Genomic DNA, 17,164 nt, shown 5'->3' with positions numbered 1-17,164 from the left:
TCGTCAGGCCGGTTGTGCGCCGACGGGGTTCCAGTCGCGCGGTGGGTCCTCGCCGACGCGGCCGTCGACGGCCTCGCGGATCAGGTCGGCGTGCCCGGTGTGCCGCCCGTACTCCTCGACCAGGTCGCACACCAGCCGCCGCAGGCTCGCGTGCCGCCCGTCCGGCCACGCGATGTCGGCCGGCTGGTCGAGCCCGCCGTCCGCGATCGCCGCCGCGAGCGTCGCCCGGGAGCGCGCGACCGCTCCGTCCCACAGCGCGTACAGCTCCTCAGGGCTGTCGTCGACGGCCGAATTGAACTCCCAGTCGTTGTCGTCCCGCCACCCGTTCTCCACCCACGGCCCGCCCATCGGCTTCCCTCGGAACTTCACGTCGAACAGGTAGTCCTCGTTCGCCGCCAGATGCTTCAGCAACCCGCCGAGCGTGATCGACGAGACCCCGATCCGGGTGTTGAGCCCGTCGGCGTCGAGCCCGTCCACCTTGTACCGGAACGTCGTCCGCAACCGGTCCAACGCCCCCACCAGGTGCCCGACCTCGTCCCCCGCCACCGGCGGCTCCCACCACGGAGAAACCCACTCACTCTCAGCCATGCCCCGCACGTTAATCCTCATTCCGGACGCTCCCCTTCCGGAACGGCATACTCGTCTCATGCCCGATTGCCCGACCTGCGGCCGTGCCCTCGACGCGCACGACCGCCACCACCGCTTCACGCTGCCGACACCGGTGCTGGACCTGCCGGACCGCGAACACACCCCCGGCACCTGGCTGAGCCACGGCACGCCTCAGGAGTCCGTGATGATGCAGGTCCCCGGGGCGGGCGCGTTCGTCCGGGCGCTGCTGCCGGTCCGGCTCGACGGCGGCTTTCAGATCACGTACGGCGTCTGGCTCGGGATCCACCCGGACCAGCTCCCGCAGACGTTCGCGGTGTGGTGGGAACCGGAGTACGCCGATCTCCGACTGGACGGCGTGCTCGCCAACGAGATCGCCCCGTGGGGCCTGTTCCCCACCCCCGCCATTGCGACCGTCCGCGACCCCGACCACACCCCCTACATCACCTCCTCGCCGGATCCCCTTCTTGTTAAGGTCCTCACCCACACCTGGCCGCACGAGGACGTGCTCGCACACTTGTAGGGTTCCGGGATGCAGCAGTACGCGGGTGTGATCGCGCGGTACGACGGGTTGGTCGCGATGGTGCGGGAGGAGTACGACGCGTGGGGCGCGCCGTACTGGAACCTTCCGAGCGGAGGCGTCGAGGACGGCGAAACCCCCGCCGACGGCGCGGTCCGCGAACTGCGCGAGGAGACGGGTCTACACGTGTCCACGAACGAGCTCGAACTCGTCTGGACGACGCGGACACGTGTAGACGATCGGATCACCTCGCGGTCGTGGAACTACGTCGCCGACGTGACCGACCCGGCGTTCGCGATCGACGACCCGGACGGCTCGGTGCTGGAGGCGGGCTGGTTCACCCCCGAGGACGCCCTACGTCGGCTGGGCGGGCTGCCGTACCCGCCGATCGCCGTACCAGCGGTCGACTACCTGACCCACGGCGTGAGCGGCCGAGACTGGAGCTTCACGCTCAGCGGAGACGAGTGGAGCTGGTAGCTGGTCAGGTGCTGCGGCGGACGACGATGTTGCGTTTGGCGGTGGTGCGGGCTTCGGCGTACGGGGTGAAGCCGACGGCGAGGAACGTGCTGAGGACGCCGCGGCCGGGGTCGCCGGGCATGGATTTGACCGGGTAGGCCTCGACGATTCGGGCGCCCGACGTACGGGCGTGGTCGACAGCAGCCTCGACCATCGGCGTGGTTAGGCCCTGGCCGCGGTAGCCGTTCTTCACGAACAGGCAGTTGATCGCCCAGATCGACGGATCGTCCGGGTCGTCGATCGGGAGCGTCCGGGAATGCATGATCGCGGAGTACTCCGTCCGCGGCGCGACCGCGCACCAGGCCGCCGGGCGCTCGTCGACGTACCCGATCAGGCCGACCGGCTCACCGGCGCGGACGAGTCCCTCCAGGGCGGCGCGGTTCTCCGTGTTCCCGTTCGCGGCGACGACCGCGGAGGGCAGCCGGCGGGCCATGCACCAGCAGCCGCGGGTCCCGCCGCTGGGGCCGAAGAGTTCGACCAGGTCGTCCCATCGTTCCTGGTCAGCTACACGTGTAACCAGCTCCATTCGCGCATTCAAGCACGCGGCGCCGACACAATGGGCAGAGATTCTGCGGAGCACCTGTCGGATCCGGGGCACGGCGTTCGTAGCAGGGGTGAGAGCGACCAGAGCGGGTCGCCGAGGACAAGGAGTGATCAGATGTCGCGGTACCTGATCTCGTTCGAGAACGGCGCGATGGACCACATCCCGGAGGAGGACTTCCCGGCGGTGGGCAAGGCCGCCCACGCCGTCGTCCGCGAGGCGCAGGAGGCCGGCGTACTGCGGTTCACCGGCGGGTTCGACTACTCCGCCGGGGTGGGGCACGCCGTGGTCGGCACCGACGGGCTCGTGATGGACGGCCCGTACCCGGAGAGCAAGGAGCTGATCGGCGGCGTGATGATCGTCTCCGTCCCGACCCGCGAGGAGGCGCTCGTGTGGGCCGGGAAGATCGCCGCCGCCTGCCGCTGCCCGCAGGACGTCCGGATGTTCATGGACGACCCCGAGCTGGTCGACTGAATCGCGTTGCCGACCGCCGGGCGGACCGGGAGGATCACACGGGTGCAGACAGCTCTCGTACTCTCCGGCCCGCCCGGCGTCGGCAAGACCACGGTCGGCTGGCGGGTGTTCGACCGCTGCATCGACCTCGAACTCGCGCCTGCCTTCGCAGACCTGGACCTGCTCGGCGCGGCCTGGCCGCCGCCGGTGGACGACCCGCACCAAGCGCGGCTGAAGGCGGCCAACCTGTCGGTCATCTGGTCGAACTACCGCGCGGCCGGTCATCGCCGGCTCATCGTCGCGGGCGTCGTCGAGAACCCGGCCGAACGGCAACTGCTCGAAACAGCCGTCGGCGGGCCGGTCGTGATCTGCCGGCTGGACGCGCCGGACGCTGAACTCGCCGACCGCATCCGGCACCGAGGTCGGGAGGCGGGTGACAGCCTCGATCACCTGGTACGGCGTGCATCCGAGCTGTCCGCGCAACTGACCGCCGACGACATCAGCGACTTCACCGTCAGTACGGCGGACCGCACGGCCGAAACGGTTGCCGACGAAGTCGTAAAGAGGTGGATCTCCTGAAGAGCGAACTGCAGTCCGTCGCCTGGCCGCCCGACCCGATCAAGACCGAGCGCCTCGTACTGCGTGAACCCGAGGCCCGCGACCGTCCGGCGCTCATCGAACTGCTCGCCTCACCGGAGGTCGGCACGTACGTCGGCGGCGCCCGGCCGCGGGATCTACTCGAGGAGAACCTCCCCCAGGTACCGGCTCGCCGTACCGGGTTGTTCGTGGTGGAGCTCGACGGGGCGATGATCGGCACTGTCACGCTCGACCAGCGTGGTGCGGACGAAGTACGCCCCGAGCTGGCCGAGGTCGAGCTGGGCTATCTCTTCCTGCCGTCGTCGTGGGGCAACGGGTTCGCCACCGAGGCCTGCGCTGCGGCCCTTGGGTGGTTCGCGGCGGGACGACCGGGCGTGCCGGTGGTCCTGACCACGCAGATCGCCAACACCGCATCGATGCGCTTGGCAACCAAACTCGGCTTCACCGAGGCAGACCGTTACGAAGCCTGGGGTGCCGAACAATGGCTGGGCCTCTGGAGGCCTCGCTAGTTCAGGTACGCGTCGACCTCGGGCAGTACGTCGGTCAGCGGGCGGTCCATGTTCAGTTGGAGGTAGCCGGCCGCGGGCCGGTGCACGCGGTTTGCCCATCCGCGGAACTCGGCTTCTCCGTCCACCGGTTCGGTGCCGGCGTCCGCCGGCGGTTGGTTGAGGCTGGGCCGGTGCGTACGCAACCGCGGCCGCTGCCGGAGCCGCTCGTCCAACTGCTGCAGGTCGTGCACCTGACATTCGACGTATCGGTAGACCGCGCCGTGTTGCGCGGCGATCGCCGTACCCTCGTCCACGATCCGTTGCCAGAAGCACGGGCTGTCCATCACCACGTCCCGCCCCTGAGCGAGCAGGTGTCCCGCCATCGCGTACATCACCTCGTACGCCGCCTTGGCACTCGCGCCGAGGTCGAACCCCGCGTCCAGAACGGCGGACTTGATCACGTCGTAGTCGACCGCCACAGCGCCGTACTTCTCCACCACATGCGCCGCCACCGTCGACTTCCCGGCCCCCGGCACACCCGACATCTGAAGCAGGAACATCCGCATCCTCCTGTGCTTGGCTGAGGTGATGAATGCCGATCATTTCACCGCCAAGCTCCCAACCAAGCGAATGGCCGCCGACTGCCTGTTCACCGACAGTGCGGATCGGCTGCTGATCCTCAAGCCGCCGTACAAGCCGACCTGGGACCTCCCCGGCGGGGCGGTCGAGCGCGACGAGTCACCGCGGGCCGCCGCTCGACGTGAGGTGTTGGAGGAGATCGGGCTCGTGGTGGAGCCTGGTGAGCTGCTCGCGGTGGACTGGATCGCTCGGGCCGGTGACTTCACGGAGGTCGTGGCGTTGCTGTTCGACGGTGGGGTTCTGACGCCGGACGACGTCGCGCGGATCGTGCTGCAGCCGGAGGAGGCGGTTGCGTTCCGGTTTGTTTCGCTCGAGGAGGCGGCGGGGCTGCTCGATCCCGAGCAGTACGCCCGCGTCGCCGCGTGTCGGCGTACGGGAGGGGCTGTCTATCTGGAGGACGGTCAGGTGTCGTACCCCAGGCCGTCCCACGGGGCGTAGTAGGCGAAGTCACCTGGTTCGATGTGGATCGAGTACGAGCCGTCGTACTGGCCGAGGATCCAGCCGAACGTGGTGCCGTCGACCGTCGTGGTGAACGGCTCCACGTCGATGGGTTCGAGTTTGTACCTGCCCAGCTCGATCAGCGCGTCGGCGCCGGCGGAGGCTGCCTGGGCGGGTGGTACGCCGGGGGTACGGCGTACCTGCTCGACCTTCACCTCGTCGAACGTGCCGTCGGGCTTCTAGAGGTACAGGCCGACGTAGCCGGCGTCGCTGCGAACAACTCGTCGCTGAGGAAGAACTTGCGGCCGTCCTGCGCGGTACCGGCGTACGGCACGTGGTAATCGTCAGGCACGATCCGGAACCGCTTCGGCGCCACCTCGGCCGACGGTTTGATCGACGTATACCCCGTCAGCGCGACGACCGCCAACAGTGCAAGCGCAGCCCGCACCTGCTCACCCCCTTTGAGGGAGGAAGTGTTGCCTGGTCTGGGGTCCGTGTCCACTTCAAGGCAGAATCGGTGTGTGAAGAAACCCGACGCCAACCCCGTCATCGCCCGGAACCGGAAGGCTGCGCACGAGTACCAGCTGGGCGAGTCCTGGGAGGCGGGGATCGTGCTGCAAGGCCCCGAGGTGAAGGCGCTCCGGGCCGGGCGGGCGTCGCTGGTCGGCGGGTTCGCGATGGTGGAGGAGCGGGAGATCTGGCTGCACGGCGTACACATCCCGCAGTACTCCCAGTCCCGCTGGTTCGAAGGCGGCTCGCGCCGCAAGCGGAAGCTGCTGCTGCACCGCGCCCAGATCGACAAGATCGAACGCAAGGTCAACGAGAGCGGCCTGACGATCGTCCCGATCACCCTGTACTTCAAGGACGGCAACGCCAAGGTCGAGATCGCCCTCGCCCGCGGCAAGAAGACCTGGGACAAACGCCAAACCCTCGCCGAACGCGAAGCCACCCGCGAAGCCCAACGAGCCCTCCACCGCCGCCTCAAGGGCCGCCGCGACTGACGACATGCCCGACTACGCCATGCCGCCGGAGACGGCGCGCACCCTGATCGAGTCCTTGCAAAGGAATGGGGTCGACGCCTGCGTCGGCGGCGGCTGGGCTGTCGACGCGCTCGTCGGCCGCCAGACCCGGACACACGCAGACCTCGACCTCTGGGTCGACGCAACCGACTTCGAACCCCTGGTCGCCACGTTCGCCACCGAGGGCGTGGACCGCCTCCACCCCTGGCCCGGCGACCGCCCCTGGAACTTCGTCCTCCACGACGGCACCACCCGCCGCGTGGACCTCCACCTGTACGAACGCCTACCCGACGACCGGCTCCACTACGGCAGCGTCAATACGCCGTTCCTGTTCACCCCCGAGGACCTCTCGGGCCGCGGCGAGATCGCCGCCCTCCCCGTCCGCTGCGAACACCCGGACTTCGCCCTACAGAACCACACCGGCTACCCGCTGCGCGAGGTCGACCACCACGACATCGCCATCCTCCGCGAACGCTTCAACCTGTGATCAACCAAGGGCAGACCGGCCGCCCGGCCGACGTGGGCGATCACCTCGACCTCGTGCGCGTGCTGAAAACCATGCGAGCCGAACTCCTCGTCGCCGCCTCCGGCTGCGAATGACGGTCATTCGATCGTGGCACCTGTCTTGTGGCGCGCGGCCGCGGCCAGGCGATCGAGCTCGTCGGCTCGGCGGTGATCCTTGGGACGGCCGACGGCTCGGCGCATCTGGGCCAGGTCGTCGATGCGGAGGTAGTGGACCTCGAGGCCGTCTTCCGCAACCGCCCGTAGGCTGCGGGCGAGGTAGTCCGCGACAGGGGCGCCGCCCCAGGGAAGCGCCGCCGTACAACAGTCGCCGCTTGCGGTAGCGGTGGAGAACAACACCTTGGTCCCCAGGAAAGAGGCGGCCTCGCAGGCGACAGGTACGCCGTCGTTGTCCTGGAGGACGGCAGGACCACCCTCGACCTGGGCAAAGGCCGATGCGAGCGCGGCGGCGTGGACCGGGTCACCGTCCCACAACAGGTCCAGGTCACCGGTGAGCTCGACCGATCCGTGCATGATGCCGGCCACTTGGCCGATCACCGCGACCCGCACGCCCGACCGGTGCAGCGCCCGCAACAGTGGAAACGGGTCGAACCCGATCGCGTCGTCCGTACCGATAGTGCCAACTGTGTCGTCCGCATCCGCATGGGACCCGCCGGTGGCCGCCCGGCCGCGAGTCAGTTCGGCGATCCTGCCGACAGCTGCCTCCAGCCGCGCGATCGCCGCCGGGTCTCCGAGCGTCGCCTGTCCGGGTTCGGTCATCCGGCCATTATCTAGTGTTCCCTGGCGCAGTTGGGCCACGCATCAGCTGGGCATGGTAGGAGTGCTGGGGTGGGAGACGAAGCCGTTGGTACGAGTTCAACGCGGCTGATCACGTTGCGCGGCAACAGCGGGTCGGGAAAGTCGGCGGTGGCCGCCGCCATCCGTGCCGCGCGCCCGACGGGCACAGTCGCCATCCTCGGACAGGACGTCGTCAGGCGCGACATCCTGGGAACGGGGGACGACGCAGGAGGCCACCCGATCGGGCTCATCGACCTTGCTGGGAGGTACCTGCTGGGCAGAGGCTTCGATGTGATCATCGAAGGCATCCTGAACGCGAAGTGGTACTCCGAGGCCCTGCCACGCCTGGTTGCAGATCATCGCGGCGTGTCCCGCAGCTACATCTACGACCTGACCTTCGAGGAGACCGTCCGCAGGCACTCGACAAAGCCAGTAGCCACGGCCTTCGGCGAAGCCGAGCTGCGCCAGTGGTACCGGGGACTCCAACCGATCACGCACCTCGACGAAACCGTCATCACAGCCAACGAATCCCTGGCAGCCACAGCCGCCCGCATCCTCGAAGACTGCTGGCCGTCGCATTCCTAGCGAGCGCGTCAGACCTCCTCGCCCGTGTCACCTGGAGCGGCTCGAACATCCGTCGCCACGACACTGACGACGCTGCCCGGAAGCTGGGGCCACAGAGGGCGTTTGACGCGGGAACGACAGAACCCCCAGCCGAGGAAACTGCCCTCTGACCTGGGGGTCCGTATGGAGCCGCCTGTCGGAATCGAACCGAGGACCTTCTCATCACGAGTCCGTTGCCCTGAGCCCCAACCACGCGACGACCCCAGACCTTGAGCAGCGATCGTGCTCACTGAGCGGGGGTCGTTGACGGCTGTTCGGGGCCGTTCGGGGGCACGTCGGGGCACCGATCCCGCGAACGGGTTCGTTAGTCCGAGGAGTAGGATTCGAAGGACTGTTCGATCGGAGGTAAGGCATGGGATCGCTCGCCGACTCCATGAAGTCGCCGGAGTGGGAACGAATCTTGGCGCGCTACAACGAGCAAACCCGTAGGACGCTCGGAGGGTTGGGCGTTCAGATCGCCGAACGAGCTGCCGCCAACTTCGTGGCCACCCCAGAGTGGGAACGCCTCTTCGCGCAGATCAACAAGCAGGCCGCCGCTTCGCTCGCCAGTCCGGGGTGGGACCGCCTCCGTACACGCGTCAACGAACACGCTGCCGCTTCGCTCGCGAGCCCGGAGTGGGACCGCCTCCGTGCACGGATCAACGAACAGACCGGTACGACGCTGGCAGCGCTGGGCACTCAGATCACCGAACGAGCTGCCGCCAACTTCGTGGCCACCCCAGAGTGGGAACGCCTCTTCGCGCAGATCAACAAGCAGGCCGCCGCTGCGCTCGCCAGCGCGGACTGGGAACGCCTCAACGCGCTGATCGACGCGCGGGCCGCGACCGACACTCAGAGCACGGACGCGGATCTGACGGAGCTCGCCGCCACTCCGGAGTGGGAGCGGATCGTCGAGGAGGTCGCGGCGGCGGACGCCCCGGAACCGTCAGCACCCACCGATCCCTCCATACCTCGTGCGGTCATTACGGCCACGATGTTCGTCGCGGTCTACGGGATCCTGTTGACCCTGTACTTCAATGCCTTCGAGGGTACGGACGACTATCTGCTGAAGGGGAACTGGGTCGAGCGAGTGGAGCTGGTGGGGTACGCCCTTGGCCACATCTCACTGGAAATAGCTCACCGCCTTACCCCGAAGCCGTAGCGATCTCGGCGCAGCACCAATCGACTCGATCAGCGTCTTCCCGTCTGCCGTTCAGCCCACGCGTAGCGCGATCAGGAGCTGACTGGGCTGAGCGGCGGACGGGAAGACGCACCCCGACCCCCGCCGAGATAGCCGGCCAGACCAGCCCGTCATCCCGGAGTCGTGAGGCCCCGCCGGAGGCGTCGATTGACACATGTGCGTCCGCTGCGCCGCCGGGGTGGGACGTGGTTCGGCCGGAGGGCGCATGGGCGCGTCCCATCCCGGCGGCGCGCCCTTGATCCATAAGAGGTCAATCCGGCAAAGGCGTCAGGAGTGGCCTGTGCGCCGGTGACTGATGTTGGACGGTCGTCCGCCGGATGATACAGCACCAGCAGCGCCGAGGCGCTCGGGCCGCTGCCTATCCGCAACGGTGCCTAATCGGCGTCGAGGAAGTAGCTTGCGTCCATCTCCGGATCCGGGACGAAGGGTGTCCATCCAACATGCGTGATGTGTCCGACCGGCCCCTCGTTCGGGTGGCGGTCGCGAGGCCGAGCACGGTGCTCTTCTAGGCGTGTCCGTGCCGTATTGATCCGGTCGCACTGTTCGGCCGACAAGTAGAACGCGAGAGATTCGAGGTGCTCCCAGGGCCGGAAGAAGACCTCGTAGTCAGGGTCATCCGTCAGCGATTCCTCCAGCTGCCGTACCACTGCCTCAACAGACTCCCGGGTGACCTGCCTTCGAAGGTTCGGTAGCAGGTTGATCATGCCGTCCTCGCTGACGATGATCACGAGGCATTGACCGCGCTGGGTGTCGTGGTACCGCACGGCGGAGTTGAAGCGTGCACCGCGGCTTGCGTCACCCTTCCCAGACGCGTGACCATCGAGGATGACCCCGACTGCGTGGCACGTTCCGGTCGGATCGACAAGGACTGCGCCGTCGATGCTCGTTACAGCGGCCAGCACGTTCGAATCGAGAAGCTGCGGCCGTACCTGCTGTGCTTGCGGGACCAGGCGTGCGGCCTCATCGCTGGCGCTCCGGTGGACGACAAGCATCGTTCCGTGCGAGGCCGCAGATGCCGATTCAGCGAGACCCCACAGGACGTCGGCCTCGCGCTCGCCGATCTCGGCGAACACCCTGCGCGCTACGGACTTGAAATGCTGGGCGTCCAACCGGGGCTGCGGCAGCGAGGGCCGCGTGTTTGAAACTCGAAGCAGCGGTACCTCGTTATGACTCAGCTCCCAGACACCTCTCGACATCACGCTGAACAAGAACGCATTCTCGCCCGCAGGCTCGTAGGTGTCTCGCAGACGTGCCAACCCCACAACCTGCTCGCCATCGCACAAGAGGTGGTGCTGTGGATCCGCCATCTCGAGCGCTTTGCGCATTGAACGCGTCTCCGAAACCCGGATCGGCGTCACGAACTCCAGAACTGGCTCCACATGCGGGTTCGCTGCGGATGCCAGCAACAGTCCGCCAGATCCAGAGCGACCCTCGTACGGCTGTGCGGAGATCTCATCGAGCGCGACTGTCAGCTCGGAAGGGAATTCATACCCGCTGAACACCGAGACCGACTGGACGAACGCGTGTGCTGCCTTCCGGATGAGCTCTGATCGGTCAGACCACCGAGCCGAGAAGTCTTCTGGTGGAGTGCTGCTACGGAGGTCGGCTGTCGCGGCGATGAGCAACTCCCGCATCAAGGAGCGCTGGAAGGATGGGACCACCGCGTACCGGTCGATCCGCTCCTTGCTCAGGGCCGGTTTCGACTGCCACCGTGTTGTCGGGACCGCAAGTACCGGATGAACCTTGTAGATGCCGTCGACCAGCGCCGAGGAACCCACGAAGAACGTCATGCCGGTTCCCTCCGGAGAGTGGGCCAGCGCATCCCGTACAGCTGCCGCACGGAACGAGTCCATGAGGCCAAGATGAATTCTCTCCTGGTGCCGGCGGCTGGAGTAGACCATCCGTGATTCGTCGCTCTCCTGGTACCGCTGCAACGCGTCCGCGACGACTGACGACAGGTCGACCGCCGCCAGCGGGTCGTGCTCAGGCTCGAAGCAGACAGGGAAAGCATGCTCTGGGTTGTCGGTGAAACCAACGAGGAATGCCCGGGCGCCGAGGCCGAATCCGATCTGCTCGAACACGTTACGCGCGACGCGCTCCAGGCCGTTTCGGAAATGAGACTGAAATCCCCACATGAACTGCGCAATCGTGCTTCTCACAGACCCATCGTTCAGATTCGGAGGCACTAGGTCAACTGAACCCGCCACGACAGGTCTATCCGCTATCGGCCGACGCGCCGAACTCAGCTGCTCCGGCGCTGTGCCGGATGTGTTCGCGCCACTGGCTCGGCGTCATTTCACGCAGCGGGCCACGTGGACCGCACCATGGCTGATCCCAGGGGACCATTCCTGGGCGGGGCCGCATCCAGTACGAGACCTGGACTCGCGTTCGGCGTTCGTAGCCGTCGAGGCCGGCGTACTTGTTCCGGATCCAGCCAGGGCCGTCAGGTGGGAGATCTCGCTCGGTCCAATCCTCGTCCGCAGCGTGGTGTGTGTGGGCGTACTGCCAGCCTTTCGCCCACTCGATGGCGTGGAGGCTATCGAGGCCCAGCTGCTTGCTGGCGCCTGCGCTCACTTTCGGCGGATGCTCGATCATAGTTGCCCGTCCGGTGTGTCGACAGACGAGCGGAGGAGCGGCCATCCTCGGTCGTTGGTCTGCACGGGGTGCCGCTCGACGGGTGGACAGAGGACCCGGCGTATCTCTCGTAGCCGCTGCTCCGGAGACAACTCCCAGCTGTCCACAATCCGTTTGACTGCGGCTACCTTGTCGCCAACCTCGGTCGGCTCGTTGGCCTGTAGTAGCTCGATCAACCCCGTGCATCCCGTCGTCAGGGGCGCCTGGACACGTTCACCAGGAACCGCCCTTGGATCGGTCAGGGCGACGGGGCACGGGAACTGCGTACCGTCCTTACGCCGAGCTCGGGCTCACCCACCGCCCTGACCGTGGTGTGACCGTATGGCGGCGGCGAGTGCCCAAACTAGGTTGTTGCTGCTAGCTGTTTCGAGCAAGCTGACGTTGCACGCGGACGATCAGGGCGCGCGCTTCGGGACCGTAGAGGGCTGGACCTCGGAGCATGTTGAACATGTTCTCGTAGAGCGCGATCTCCTGCGGCTGAGTTACCTCGATGCTTGCCGAGGGTGTCTCCAGAGCGACGAGCTTGTCATCGAAGATCCAAAAACCCGTGGTGCTGACGGCCTCACGTTCGATCATCGTCGGGACGATGCCGAGGGCAACGTTAGGTAGCGTCATGACCGTGAGCAGGCGGTCGAGTTGGCCGGCCATCGTGTCGGCGTTACCGAACCACGTGCGGAGGGCGTTCTCCTCCAGAATGACCGCGAATCTCCGCTTGCTCTCCTAGATAATGGATTGGCGTTGCAGTCGTGCGGCAACGGCCTCGTCAATGTTGCTGTCGGTGTTGAGGAAGGGCGCCCAGAACGACAGCATGGCCCGTATGTAGTCGGCGGTCTGGAACAGACCGGGAATCACGCTGTGCTCGTAGATCCTGAACTGCTCGGCACGCTCGTACGTCTGCTGGAAGGCGAGCATGAGCTGCTTCACGCCGGACCGCGCACGTCGACGGAACTCGACGTACATGGACTCGATCGCCCGAGCCTGCGCGATCAGGTCGGCCGCCTGGTCCTCGGCGCCGCACACCTGGCACCAGATCCGGATGTCCTGATCCGTAGGTGCCTGGGTGCCGTGTTCGAGCTTGCTGATGCGCGTGAAATGCCAACCTGTCGCGGCTGCTAGCTCACGACCGGTCAGATCAGCACCTCTGCGCAGGTCCCGAAGGCGAAGCCCGAGGGCTTCTTGTACCTTCCGAGCTGCGCTATTCGGGTTTGTACTCACTGAACGGAATCGCCAACGGCCACACCTGCTCGAATGCCTGCTGGCACATCTCGACGGTCGCCGGGTTTGTCGTGGTCGTTAGTGCGTTGTTCAGCCCTGCACCGGAATAGTGCAGGAAGACCACCCGTTCGTCATCGAACACGTAGTAGTCGTTTCCGGGGAAGCTGAGTTCGGACACCTGCCTCCTCGGGACGAACCGCTCGTCCTCACCGGCCTCCACGATCGGTTTCGCGATGGTGAGAGTCCAACGCTGATAGTCGCTGAGCGGTTCGGAGACGATCCGGGCGCGCTTGATCGTCCGCCCCGCCGCCACGTGTCCGCGGACCGTGGTGCACCAATCCTGGAGCCATTCGAGGTCATCCGGTTCACCAGCAGCCCACTTCGCCATGTACGGCAGCTCGACCTCAGTGCCGTACGCGTCGCGAGTCTCCAGATGGATCGAACTGCGCTTGAACGTCTTCAGCAGCTCTTGGAGATCGTCGTTGGTGATCGCTTCCACGAGCCCTACTTGAAGAACTGGATCATGCGGTCCGGGATCTCGACAGCCGTCTCACCGGCCGGAAGGTTGAGCGCGGCCAACGCATCCGGGTCGTCAACGCCCCAGCCCTGCACGACCCAGCTCCCCCGGTCGGTCTTGTAGAGGGTGGGCGAGTTGGTCGGGTGGGACTCCGGGTCGCCTGCTACCAAAGTGAGCTTCATGTTGTTTCCCCTGCTTCCGTCGTTGCGTTAGCTTGCTCTATCGAGTCTGGGTTTACTCACTGTTGCCTGTCAGCGATGTTGCGTGAAGTTTCTCGAACTGCCCTGTCAGATGGTTTGCTCGCTGAGGACGGGCCAGAGTGCCCGCTCGAACGGCTCGAAGCGGCTGTGTCTGGTGGGGAGGGCCTGCGGGTGCTGGGTGAGTGTCTCAGCGGCCTTCCGATCTCGCCAGTCAGTCGCGGGACGCTGGAAGAGTGCGCCGGACGGATAGTGAGCTAGGTCGAGCGTCCGGACGTGCTTGAAACCGCGGTTCTCGTAGTAGCGGTGGAGGCCGACGTTGTCGGTCCAAACATCGATGCGCACCCAGCGGTTGCCGAGCTGGCCGGCGCGCTCGCATGCCCAGTCGATCACATCGTCACCGAGACCGGAGTACTTGCGTCGGACGATGAGCCGGTGCAAGTACATCGCAGGCTCGGCCTGCTCCGCGCCGCCGCCGCTGCCAAGTCGGAGGTTGCTAACGCCGAGGAGGACGAGGCCGATGTGCCGGACGAGGACGACGGTCCGGAAGCGGCCGCGCTGGTGCCCAGTTAGCAAGGGCGTTAGCAAATCCGCACCATGAGTCGCACCACGAGACAGTCCGGACATGCAGAACCCCAGGTCATCAGTGCGCTGACCTGGGGTTTCTCCGTCTACCGGAGTGGAGCCGCCTGTCGGAATCGAACCGACGACCTTCTCATTACGAGTGAGACGCTCTGCCGACTGAGCTAAGGCGGCGGGTACCGAGGCAAGAGTGTAGCGGGAGGAGGGGGAGGATTCCGAATCGGATCTGGGGACGGTGGTACGGCGGGGTGCGGGGTGTGCTCGGGATCACGCCAGGGTGGGCGGGCTCGTGCTGTCCAGGTCGGGCGATCCGGTGCCGGCCGATGTTCCCGGGACGAGCTATCGGGCGGGTGGGTCGGGGGCCGCGATAGCTCTCCCGTGCGGTGCGCAGGCGGGGTGGGAACCGGGGGTTGGTTATGTGCGTCGTAGCGGTGCGGAATGGCAGGTGGAACAAATTGTTCGGGAAATGCGTTGACTTCGATGCTGGGGTTGGGTGAGACTAATTCCCGCGAGACCAAGACCTTGAGGAGATAGATCGTGTTCGGAACGCGCATCCTGAGTGAAGCCTGGCGGCCTGGCCGTATGGCTTTGTCGGCGTGCCTGCGAACCGTGGGCGATGAGGCCAACTACTACCACCAGCTCAGCCCGCGTCTGGGCGGTCCGCCTGGGTGATCTCCGAGTGGGGAGACCTCCAGGAGCCGTCTGAGCCGGGTACCGGCAGCAGGCGGCTCTTTTCTTTTGCCCGAAGTCGGGCCATCGCCGGTGTGCAATGGTTGCGGACCGGATTCCAAACCCGCGTCATGAGGGTTCGATTCCCTCCATCGGTGCTTTCCGGTATTCACGGATATCGGCATGAACAATGACAACTGGACATTTGTCGCAATTACCAGCTGTAGGCCAGTGGCCAGGCCGCCTCATTTGGGTTGAGGAGAGCGGAGGTTCGAGTCCTCCCAGCTGGACCAGGCGCCCGCAGCACGCTAGCTACCGGCCGAGCGGGCGCCGCAAGCGTGCCCTGTGACGGAAATCCGCAGTACATCCGGCACAGGGCACCGGACGCCCGTGGCTCAACCGGAGAGAGCGCCTGCCTACGAAGCAGGAGGCTGCAGGTTCGAATCCTGCCGGGCGTGCTGTGTCCGAAGCGGAAGTGGGCGATGCGCCGGGACGTGACCCCGGAGGAAGCGGGTTCGAGCCCCGCCGGACACCCTGCGGTACGTCGGGCTCACACGGAGTGCGGCGTACCACCTGACCGACACCGAGATCGCTGACCTGCTGACCGCCGGTCGGGCACACTGGAAGGGAGGAGGAACCAGATGAGCGGTGTGATCGTCCTGAACGCCTCGTACGAGCAGCTGCACGTCGTGTCGATCCCGCACGCCATCCGGATGCTCGTCCGGGAGGTCGCCGTCGTCGAGGAGGCCCACGACGGCGCCAGCATCGGACCGTTCCCGCTCCCCCGGGTGCTCCGCCTCGTCCGGTACGTCGTGATGAAGTGGCGGTACACCGGTGGACGCCTGCAGTACACACGGGCCGGCGTACTGAAGCGTGACAAGTACACCTGTGCGTACTGCGGTCAACCGGGCGCCACGACGATGGACCACGTAGTTCCACGGTCGAGAGGTGGACGCGGCGAGTGGATGAACGCCGTCGCCGCGCACGCGACCTGTAACGAGAAGAAGGGCTCGCGCACCCCGGAAGAGGCCGGCATGCCGCTGTTGTGGCAGCCGTGGATCCCTTCCCGTGCCGAGATAGCGCTCTGACCCCGACCCACCAGGTGTCGCGGCGGAGCGCGATGCCAGGTGGGCGACGGTGACCCACCCTCGGTTCTGACCCGAGGCCCCCGCAGGTTCGAGCCCTGCCCTGGCAGCTGCATGTCATCGAACGAGGAGGGGAATCGTGGAGCTTCCGGTGGAGCTGAGTGGGGCCAAGAGCTCCACGCTGATGTGGGCTCAGGAGTACGACGTGGACGCGAAGGCGCTGCAGCAGCTGCGGAACATCGCCGCGCTGCCGTGGGTGCACGGCGTCCGGGTGATGCCCGACGTACACCTCGGCAAGGGTGCGACGGTCGGGTCCGTGATCGCGATGTACCAGGCCGTGTCGCCGGCCGCGGTCGGTGTCGACATCGGGTGCGGCATGGAGGGCGTACTGACGTCGCTGACGGCCGCGGACCTGCCGGACGACCTGTCGGCGATCCGGTCCCGGATCGAGGCCGCCGTACCGGTCGGGTTCCGGGCGCACAACGACCCGGTCGGCGTACGTCGGCTCGGTCTCGACCCGCGTCCGTGGGACAAGCTGTGGGGTCTGTTCACGAGCCTGCACGACGGGGTGCAGGACCGCGAGCGCAAGGCGAAGCAGCAGATGGGTTCGTTGGGCGGCGGGAACCACTTCATCGAGGTGTGCCTCGACGACGAGGACCGTGTGTGGCTGATGCTGCACTCCGGCAGCCGGAACATCGGCAAGGAGCTGGCGGAGCGGCACATGCGGATCGCCCGGGAGCTGCCGCACAACGCGGACCTGCCGGACCGCGACCTGGCGGTGTTCCTGTCCGGTACGCCGGAGATGGACGCGTACCGCCGGGACCTCACCTGGGCACAGGAGTACGCCGCGCGGAACCGGGCGGTGATGCTCGCGCTCGTGATGCGGGCGGTGCGGGAGTCGTTCGAGGTCGACGTACGGTTCGAGCAGCCGATCTCGTGCCACCACAACTACGTGGCGGAGGAGCAGTTCGACGGGCTCGACCTGCTCGTCACCCGCAAGGGCGCGATCCGGGCCGGGCGCGGTGATCTCGGGCTGATCCCGGGGTCGATGGGGACCGGGTCGTACGTCGTGCGTGGGCTCGGCTCGGAACGCTCGTTCCTCTCGGCCTCGCACGGGGCAGGCCGGCGGATGAGCCGCAACGAGGCGAAGCGCCGGTTCACGGTCGCCGACCTGGTGTCGCAGACCGAAGGCGTCGAGTCCCGCAAGGACGCCGGCGTCATCGACGAGATCCCGGCCGCCTACAAGGACATCGACTCGGTCATCGCGGCCCAGTCCGACCTGGTCGAGGTAGTAGCCCACCTCAAGCAGGTCATCTGCGTGAAGGGCTGAATCCTCACGCCGCCC

The 17,164-nt window shown here is 66.7% G+C and carries 23 protein-coding genes, 5 tRNA genes and 1 pseudogene; 17 read left to right on the top strand and 12 right to left on the bottom strand.

Going from position 1 to position 17,164, the window contains the following annotated elements:
• Positions 1–3: 3 nt before the first annotated feature.
• Positions 4–588, bottom strand: a complete 585-nt coding sequence (locus ACFV9C_RS17875; protein WP_380194869.1) for a DUF664 domain-containing protein — start codon at positions 586–588, stop codon at positions 4–6.
• Between the two features lie 58 nt (positions 589–646).
• Here ACFV9C_RS17875 and ACFV9C_RS17870 point away from each other — a divergent pair, with 58 nt between their 5' ends.
• Positions 647–1,129 (top strand): hypothetical protein, encoded by a 483-nt coding sequence (locus ACFV9C_RS17870; protein WP_380194867.1) that lies wholly within the window; start codon positions 647–649, stop codon positions 1,127–1,129.
• A 9-nt stretch (positions 1,130–1,138) separates the two neighbouring features.
• Positions 1,139–1,603, top strand: coding sequence for an NUDIX hydrolase (locus ACFV9C_RS17865; RefSeq protein WP_380194865.1), 465 nt, complete (start codon positions 1,139–1,141; stop codon positions 1,601–1,603).
• 4 nt (positions 1,604–1,607) lie between these two features.
• Here the strand turns inward: ACFV9C_RS17865 and ACFV9C_RS17860 are convergent, their stop codons facing one another.
• Positions 1,608–2,168: a GNAT family N-acetyltransferase gene (locus ACFV9C_RS17860; RefSeq protein WP_380194863.1), complete on the bottom strand. Its 561-nt coding sequence runs from the start codon at positions 2,166–2,168 to the stop codon at positions 1,608–1,610.
• 132 nt (positions 2,169–2,300) lie between these two features.
• Here ACFV9C_RS17860 and ACFV9C_RS17855 point away from each other — a divergent pair, with 132 nt between their 5' ends.
• The 3 genes from ACFV9C_RS17855 to ACFV9C_RS17845 are packed head-to-tail and all read left to right on the top strand — an operon-like array spanning position 2,301 to position 3,742.
• Positions 2,301–2,657, top strand: a complete 357-nt coding sequence (locus ACFV9C_RS17855) for a YciI family protein (RefSeq protein WP_380194861.1) — start codon at positions 2,301–2,303, stop codon at positions 2,655–2,657.
• Positions 2,658–2,699: 42 nt separating this feature from the next.
• Positions 2,700–3,215 carry an AAA family ATPase gene (locus ACFV9C_RS17850; RefSeq protein WP_380194859.1) on the top strand — a complete coding sequence of 172 codons (516 nt, stop codon included), beginning with the start codon at positions 2,700–2,702 and terminating at the stop codon, positions 3,213–3,215.
• On the top strand, positions 3,203–3,742 hold the full coding sequence (locus ACFV9C_RS17845; RefSeq protein WP_380194857.1) for a GNAT family N-acetyltransferase: 540 nt from the start codon (positions 3,203–3,205) through the stop codon (positions 3,740–3,742). The genes ACFV9C_RS17850 and ACFV9C_RS17845 overlap by 13 nt, the downstream gene beginning before the upstream one ends.
• Here the strand turns inward: ACFV9C_RS17845 and ACFV9C_RS17840 are convergent.
• Complete coding sequence (locus tag ACFV9C_RS17840) at positions 3,739–4,281, bottom strand: AAA family ATPase (RefSeq protein WP_380194855.1); 543 nt, start codon at positions 4,279–4,281, stop codon at positions 3,739–3,741. The two genes, ACFV9C_RS17845 and ACFV9C_RS17840, sit on opposite strands and share 4 nt — an antisense overlap.
• Before the next feature lie 28 nt (positions 4,282–4,309).
• On the opposite strand from ACFV9C_RS17840, the gene ACFV9C_RS17835 reads away from it, so the two are divergent.
• Positions 4,310–4,798: an NUDIX domain-containing protein gene (locus ACFV9C_RS17835; protein ID WP_380194853.1), complete on the top strand. Its 489-nt coding sequence runs from the start codon at positions 4,310–4,312 to the stop codon at positions 4,796–4,798.
• Here the strand turns inward: ACFV9C_RS17835 and ACFV9C_RS17830 are convergent.
• Positions 4,762–5,013 carry a hypothetical protein gene (locus ACFV9C_RS17830; protein WP_380194851.1) on the bottom strand — a complete coding sequence of 84 codons (252 nt, stop codon included), beginning with the start codon at positions 5,011–5,013 and terminating at the stop codon, positions 4,762–4,764. The two genes, ACFV9C_RS17835 and ACFV9C_RS17830, sit on opposite strands and share 37 nt — an antisense overlap.
• A complete protein-coding gene (locus ACFV9C_RS17825; protein ID WP_380194849.1) occupies positions 5,010–5,246 on the bottom strand; it encodes a hypothetical protein in 237 nt (78 codons plus the stop codon). The genes ACFV9C_RS17830 and ACFV9C_RS17825 overlap by 4 nt, the downstream gene beginning before the upstream one ends.
• A 73-nt stretch (positions 5,247–5,319) precedes the next feature.
• Between ACFV9C_RS17825 and smpB the strand changes: the two genes are divergently transcribed.
• The gene (smpB, locus tag ACFV9C_RS17820; protein ID WP_380194848.1) at positions 5,320–5,799 is read left to right on the top strand and encodes an SsrA-binding protein SmpB; all 480 of its coding nucleotides are present in this window, start codon (positions 5,320–5,322) and stop codon (positions 5,797–5,799) included.
• A 4-nt stretch (positions 5,800–5,803) separates the two neighbouring features.
• Positions 5,804–6,304, top strand: coding sequence for a nucleotidyltransferase domain-containing protein (locus ACFV9C_RS17815; RefSeq protein ID WP_380194846.1), 501 nt, complete (start codon positions 5,804–5,806; stop codon positions 6,302–6,304).
• Positions 6,305–6,420: 116 nt separating this feature from the next.
• On the opposite strand, the gene ACFV9C_RS17810 is transcribed toward ACFV9C_RS17815, so the two are convergent.
• Entirely contained in the window at positions 6,421–7,098 is a 678-nt protein-coding gene (locus ACFV9C_RS17810) for a hypothetical protein (RefSeq protein ID WP_380194844.1), read from the bottom strand.
• 69 nt (positions 7,099–7,167) lie between these two features.
• Between ACFV9C_RS17810 and ACFV9C_RS17805 the strand changes: the two genes are divergently transcribed.
• Positions 7,168–7,701, top strand: coding sequence for a kinase (locus ACFV9C_RS17805; protein WP_380194843.1), 534 nt, complete (start codon positions 7,168–7,170; stop codon positions 7,699–7,701).
• Between the two features lie 481 nt (positions 7,702–8,182).
• Positions 8,183–8,881 carry a hypothetical protein gene (locus tag ACFV9C_RS17800; protein ID WP_380194842.1) on the top strand — a complete coding sequence of 233 codons (699 nt, stop codon included), beginning with the start codon at positions 8,183–8,185 and terminating at the stop codon, positions 8,879–8,881.
• 413 nt (positions 8,882–9,294) lie between these two features.
• Here the strand turns inward: ACFV9C_RS17800 and ACFV9C_RS17795 are convergent, their stop codons facing one another.
• The 5 genes and pseudogenes from ACFV9C_RS17795 to ACFV9C_RS17775 form a co-directional block, all read right to left on the bottom strand.
• On the bottom strand, positions 9,295–11,079 hold the full coding sequence (locus tag ACFV9C_RS17795; RefSeq protein WP_380194840.1) for a DNA integrity scanning protein DisA nucleotide-binding domain protein: 1,785 nt from the start codon (positions 11,077–11,079) through the stop codon (positions 9,295–9,297).
• Between the two features lie 832 nt (positions 11,080–11,911).
• Positions 11,912–12,769 (bottom strand): annotated as a pseudogene (locus tag ACFV9C_RS17790) (helix-turn-helix domain-containing protein).
• Positions 12,750–13,268 carry a DUF6879 family protein gene (locus ACFV9C_RS17785; protein WP_380194838.1) on the bottom strand — a complete coding sequence of 173 codons (519 nt, stop codon included), beginning with the start codon at positions 13,266–13,268 and terminating at the stop codon, positions 12,750–12,752. Before ACFV9C_RS17785 ends, ACFV9C_RS17790 begins: the two are co-directional and overlap by 20 nt.
• Before the next feature lie 5 nt (positions 13,269–13,273).
• The gene (locus ACFV9C_RS17780; RefSeq protein WP_380194836.1) at positions 13,274–13,468 is read right to left on the bottom strand and encodes a hypothetical protein; all 195 of its coding nucleotides are present in this window, start codon (positions 13,466–13,468) and stop codon (positions 13,274–13,276) included.
• Between the two features lie 105 nt (positions 13,469–13,573).
• Positions 13,574–13,930, bottom strand: coding sequence for a GNAT family N-acetyltransferase (locus tag ACFV9C_RS17775; protein WP_380194834.1), 357 nt, complete (start codon positions 13,928–13,930; stop codon positions 13,574–13,576).
• Here ACFV9C_RS17775 and ACFV9C_RS17770 point away from each other — a divergent pair.
• Positions 13,919–14,056 carry a hypothetical protein gene (locus ACFV9C_RS17770; RefSeq protein WP_380194832.1) on the top strand — a complete coding sequence of 46 codons (138 nt, stop codon included), beginning with the start codon at positions 13,919–13,921 and terminating at the stop codon, positions 14,054–14,056. The two genes, ACFV9C_RS17775 and ACFV9C_RS17770, sit on opposite strands and share 12 nt — an antisense overlap.
• A 107-nt stretch (positions 14,057–14,163) precedes the next feature.
• Here ACFV9C_RS17770 and ACFV9C_RS17765 read toward each other — a convergent pair.
• Positions 14,164–14,239: transfer RNA gene (locus ACFV9C_RS17765), tRNA-Thr, on the bottom strand.
• A gap of 712 nt (positions 14,240–14,951) precedes the next feature.
• Between ACFV9C_RS17765 and ACFV9C_RS17760 the strand changes: the two genes are divergently transcribed.
• From ACFV9C_RS17760 to ACFV9C_RS17735, 6 genes are all read left to right on the top strand, one after another.
• Positions 14,952–15,027: transfer RNA gene (locus ACFV9C_RS17760), tRNA-Pro, on the top strand.
• A 91-nt stretch (positions 15,028–15,118) separates the two neighbouring features.
• A tRNA-Arg gene (locus ACFV9C_RS17755) sits at positions 15,119–15,192 on the top strand.
• Between the two features lie 2 nt (positions 15,193–15,194).
• A tRNA-His gene (locus ACFV9C_RS17750) sits at positions 15,195–15,268 on the top strand.
• 107 nt (positions 15,269–15,375) lie between these two features.
• A complete protein-coding gene (locus tag ACFV9C_RS17745) occupies positions 15,376–15,822 on the top strand; it encodes an HNH endonuclease (protein ID WP_380194830.1) in 447 nt (148 codons plus the stop codon).
• Between the two features lie 33 nt (positions 15,823–15,855).
• Positions 15,856–15,929: transfer RNA gene (locus ACFV9C_RS17740), tRNA-Gln, on the top strand.
• A gap of 74 nt (positions 15,930–16,003) precedes the next feature.
• Positions 16,004–17,149 (top strand): RtcB family protein, encoded by a 1,146-nt coding sequence (locus ACFV9C_RS17735; protein ID WP_380195502.1) that lies wholly within the window; start codon positions 16,004–16,006, stop codon positions 17,147–17,149.
• Positions 17,150–17,164: the final 15 nt, after the last annotated feature.

The organism is Kribbella sp. NPDC059898 (assembly GCF_042730855.1).
In the GTDB taxonomy this organism is placed as follows: Bacteria; Actinomycetota; Actinomycetes; order Propionibacteriales; family Kribbellaceae; genus Kribbella.
The sequence above is the reverse complement of the archived record's forward strand: the minus strand, read 5'-3'. Positions and strand labels throughout refer to the sequence as shown.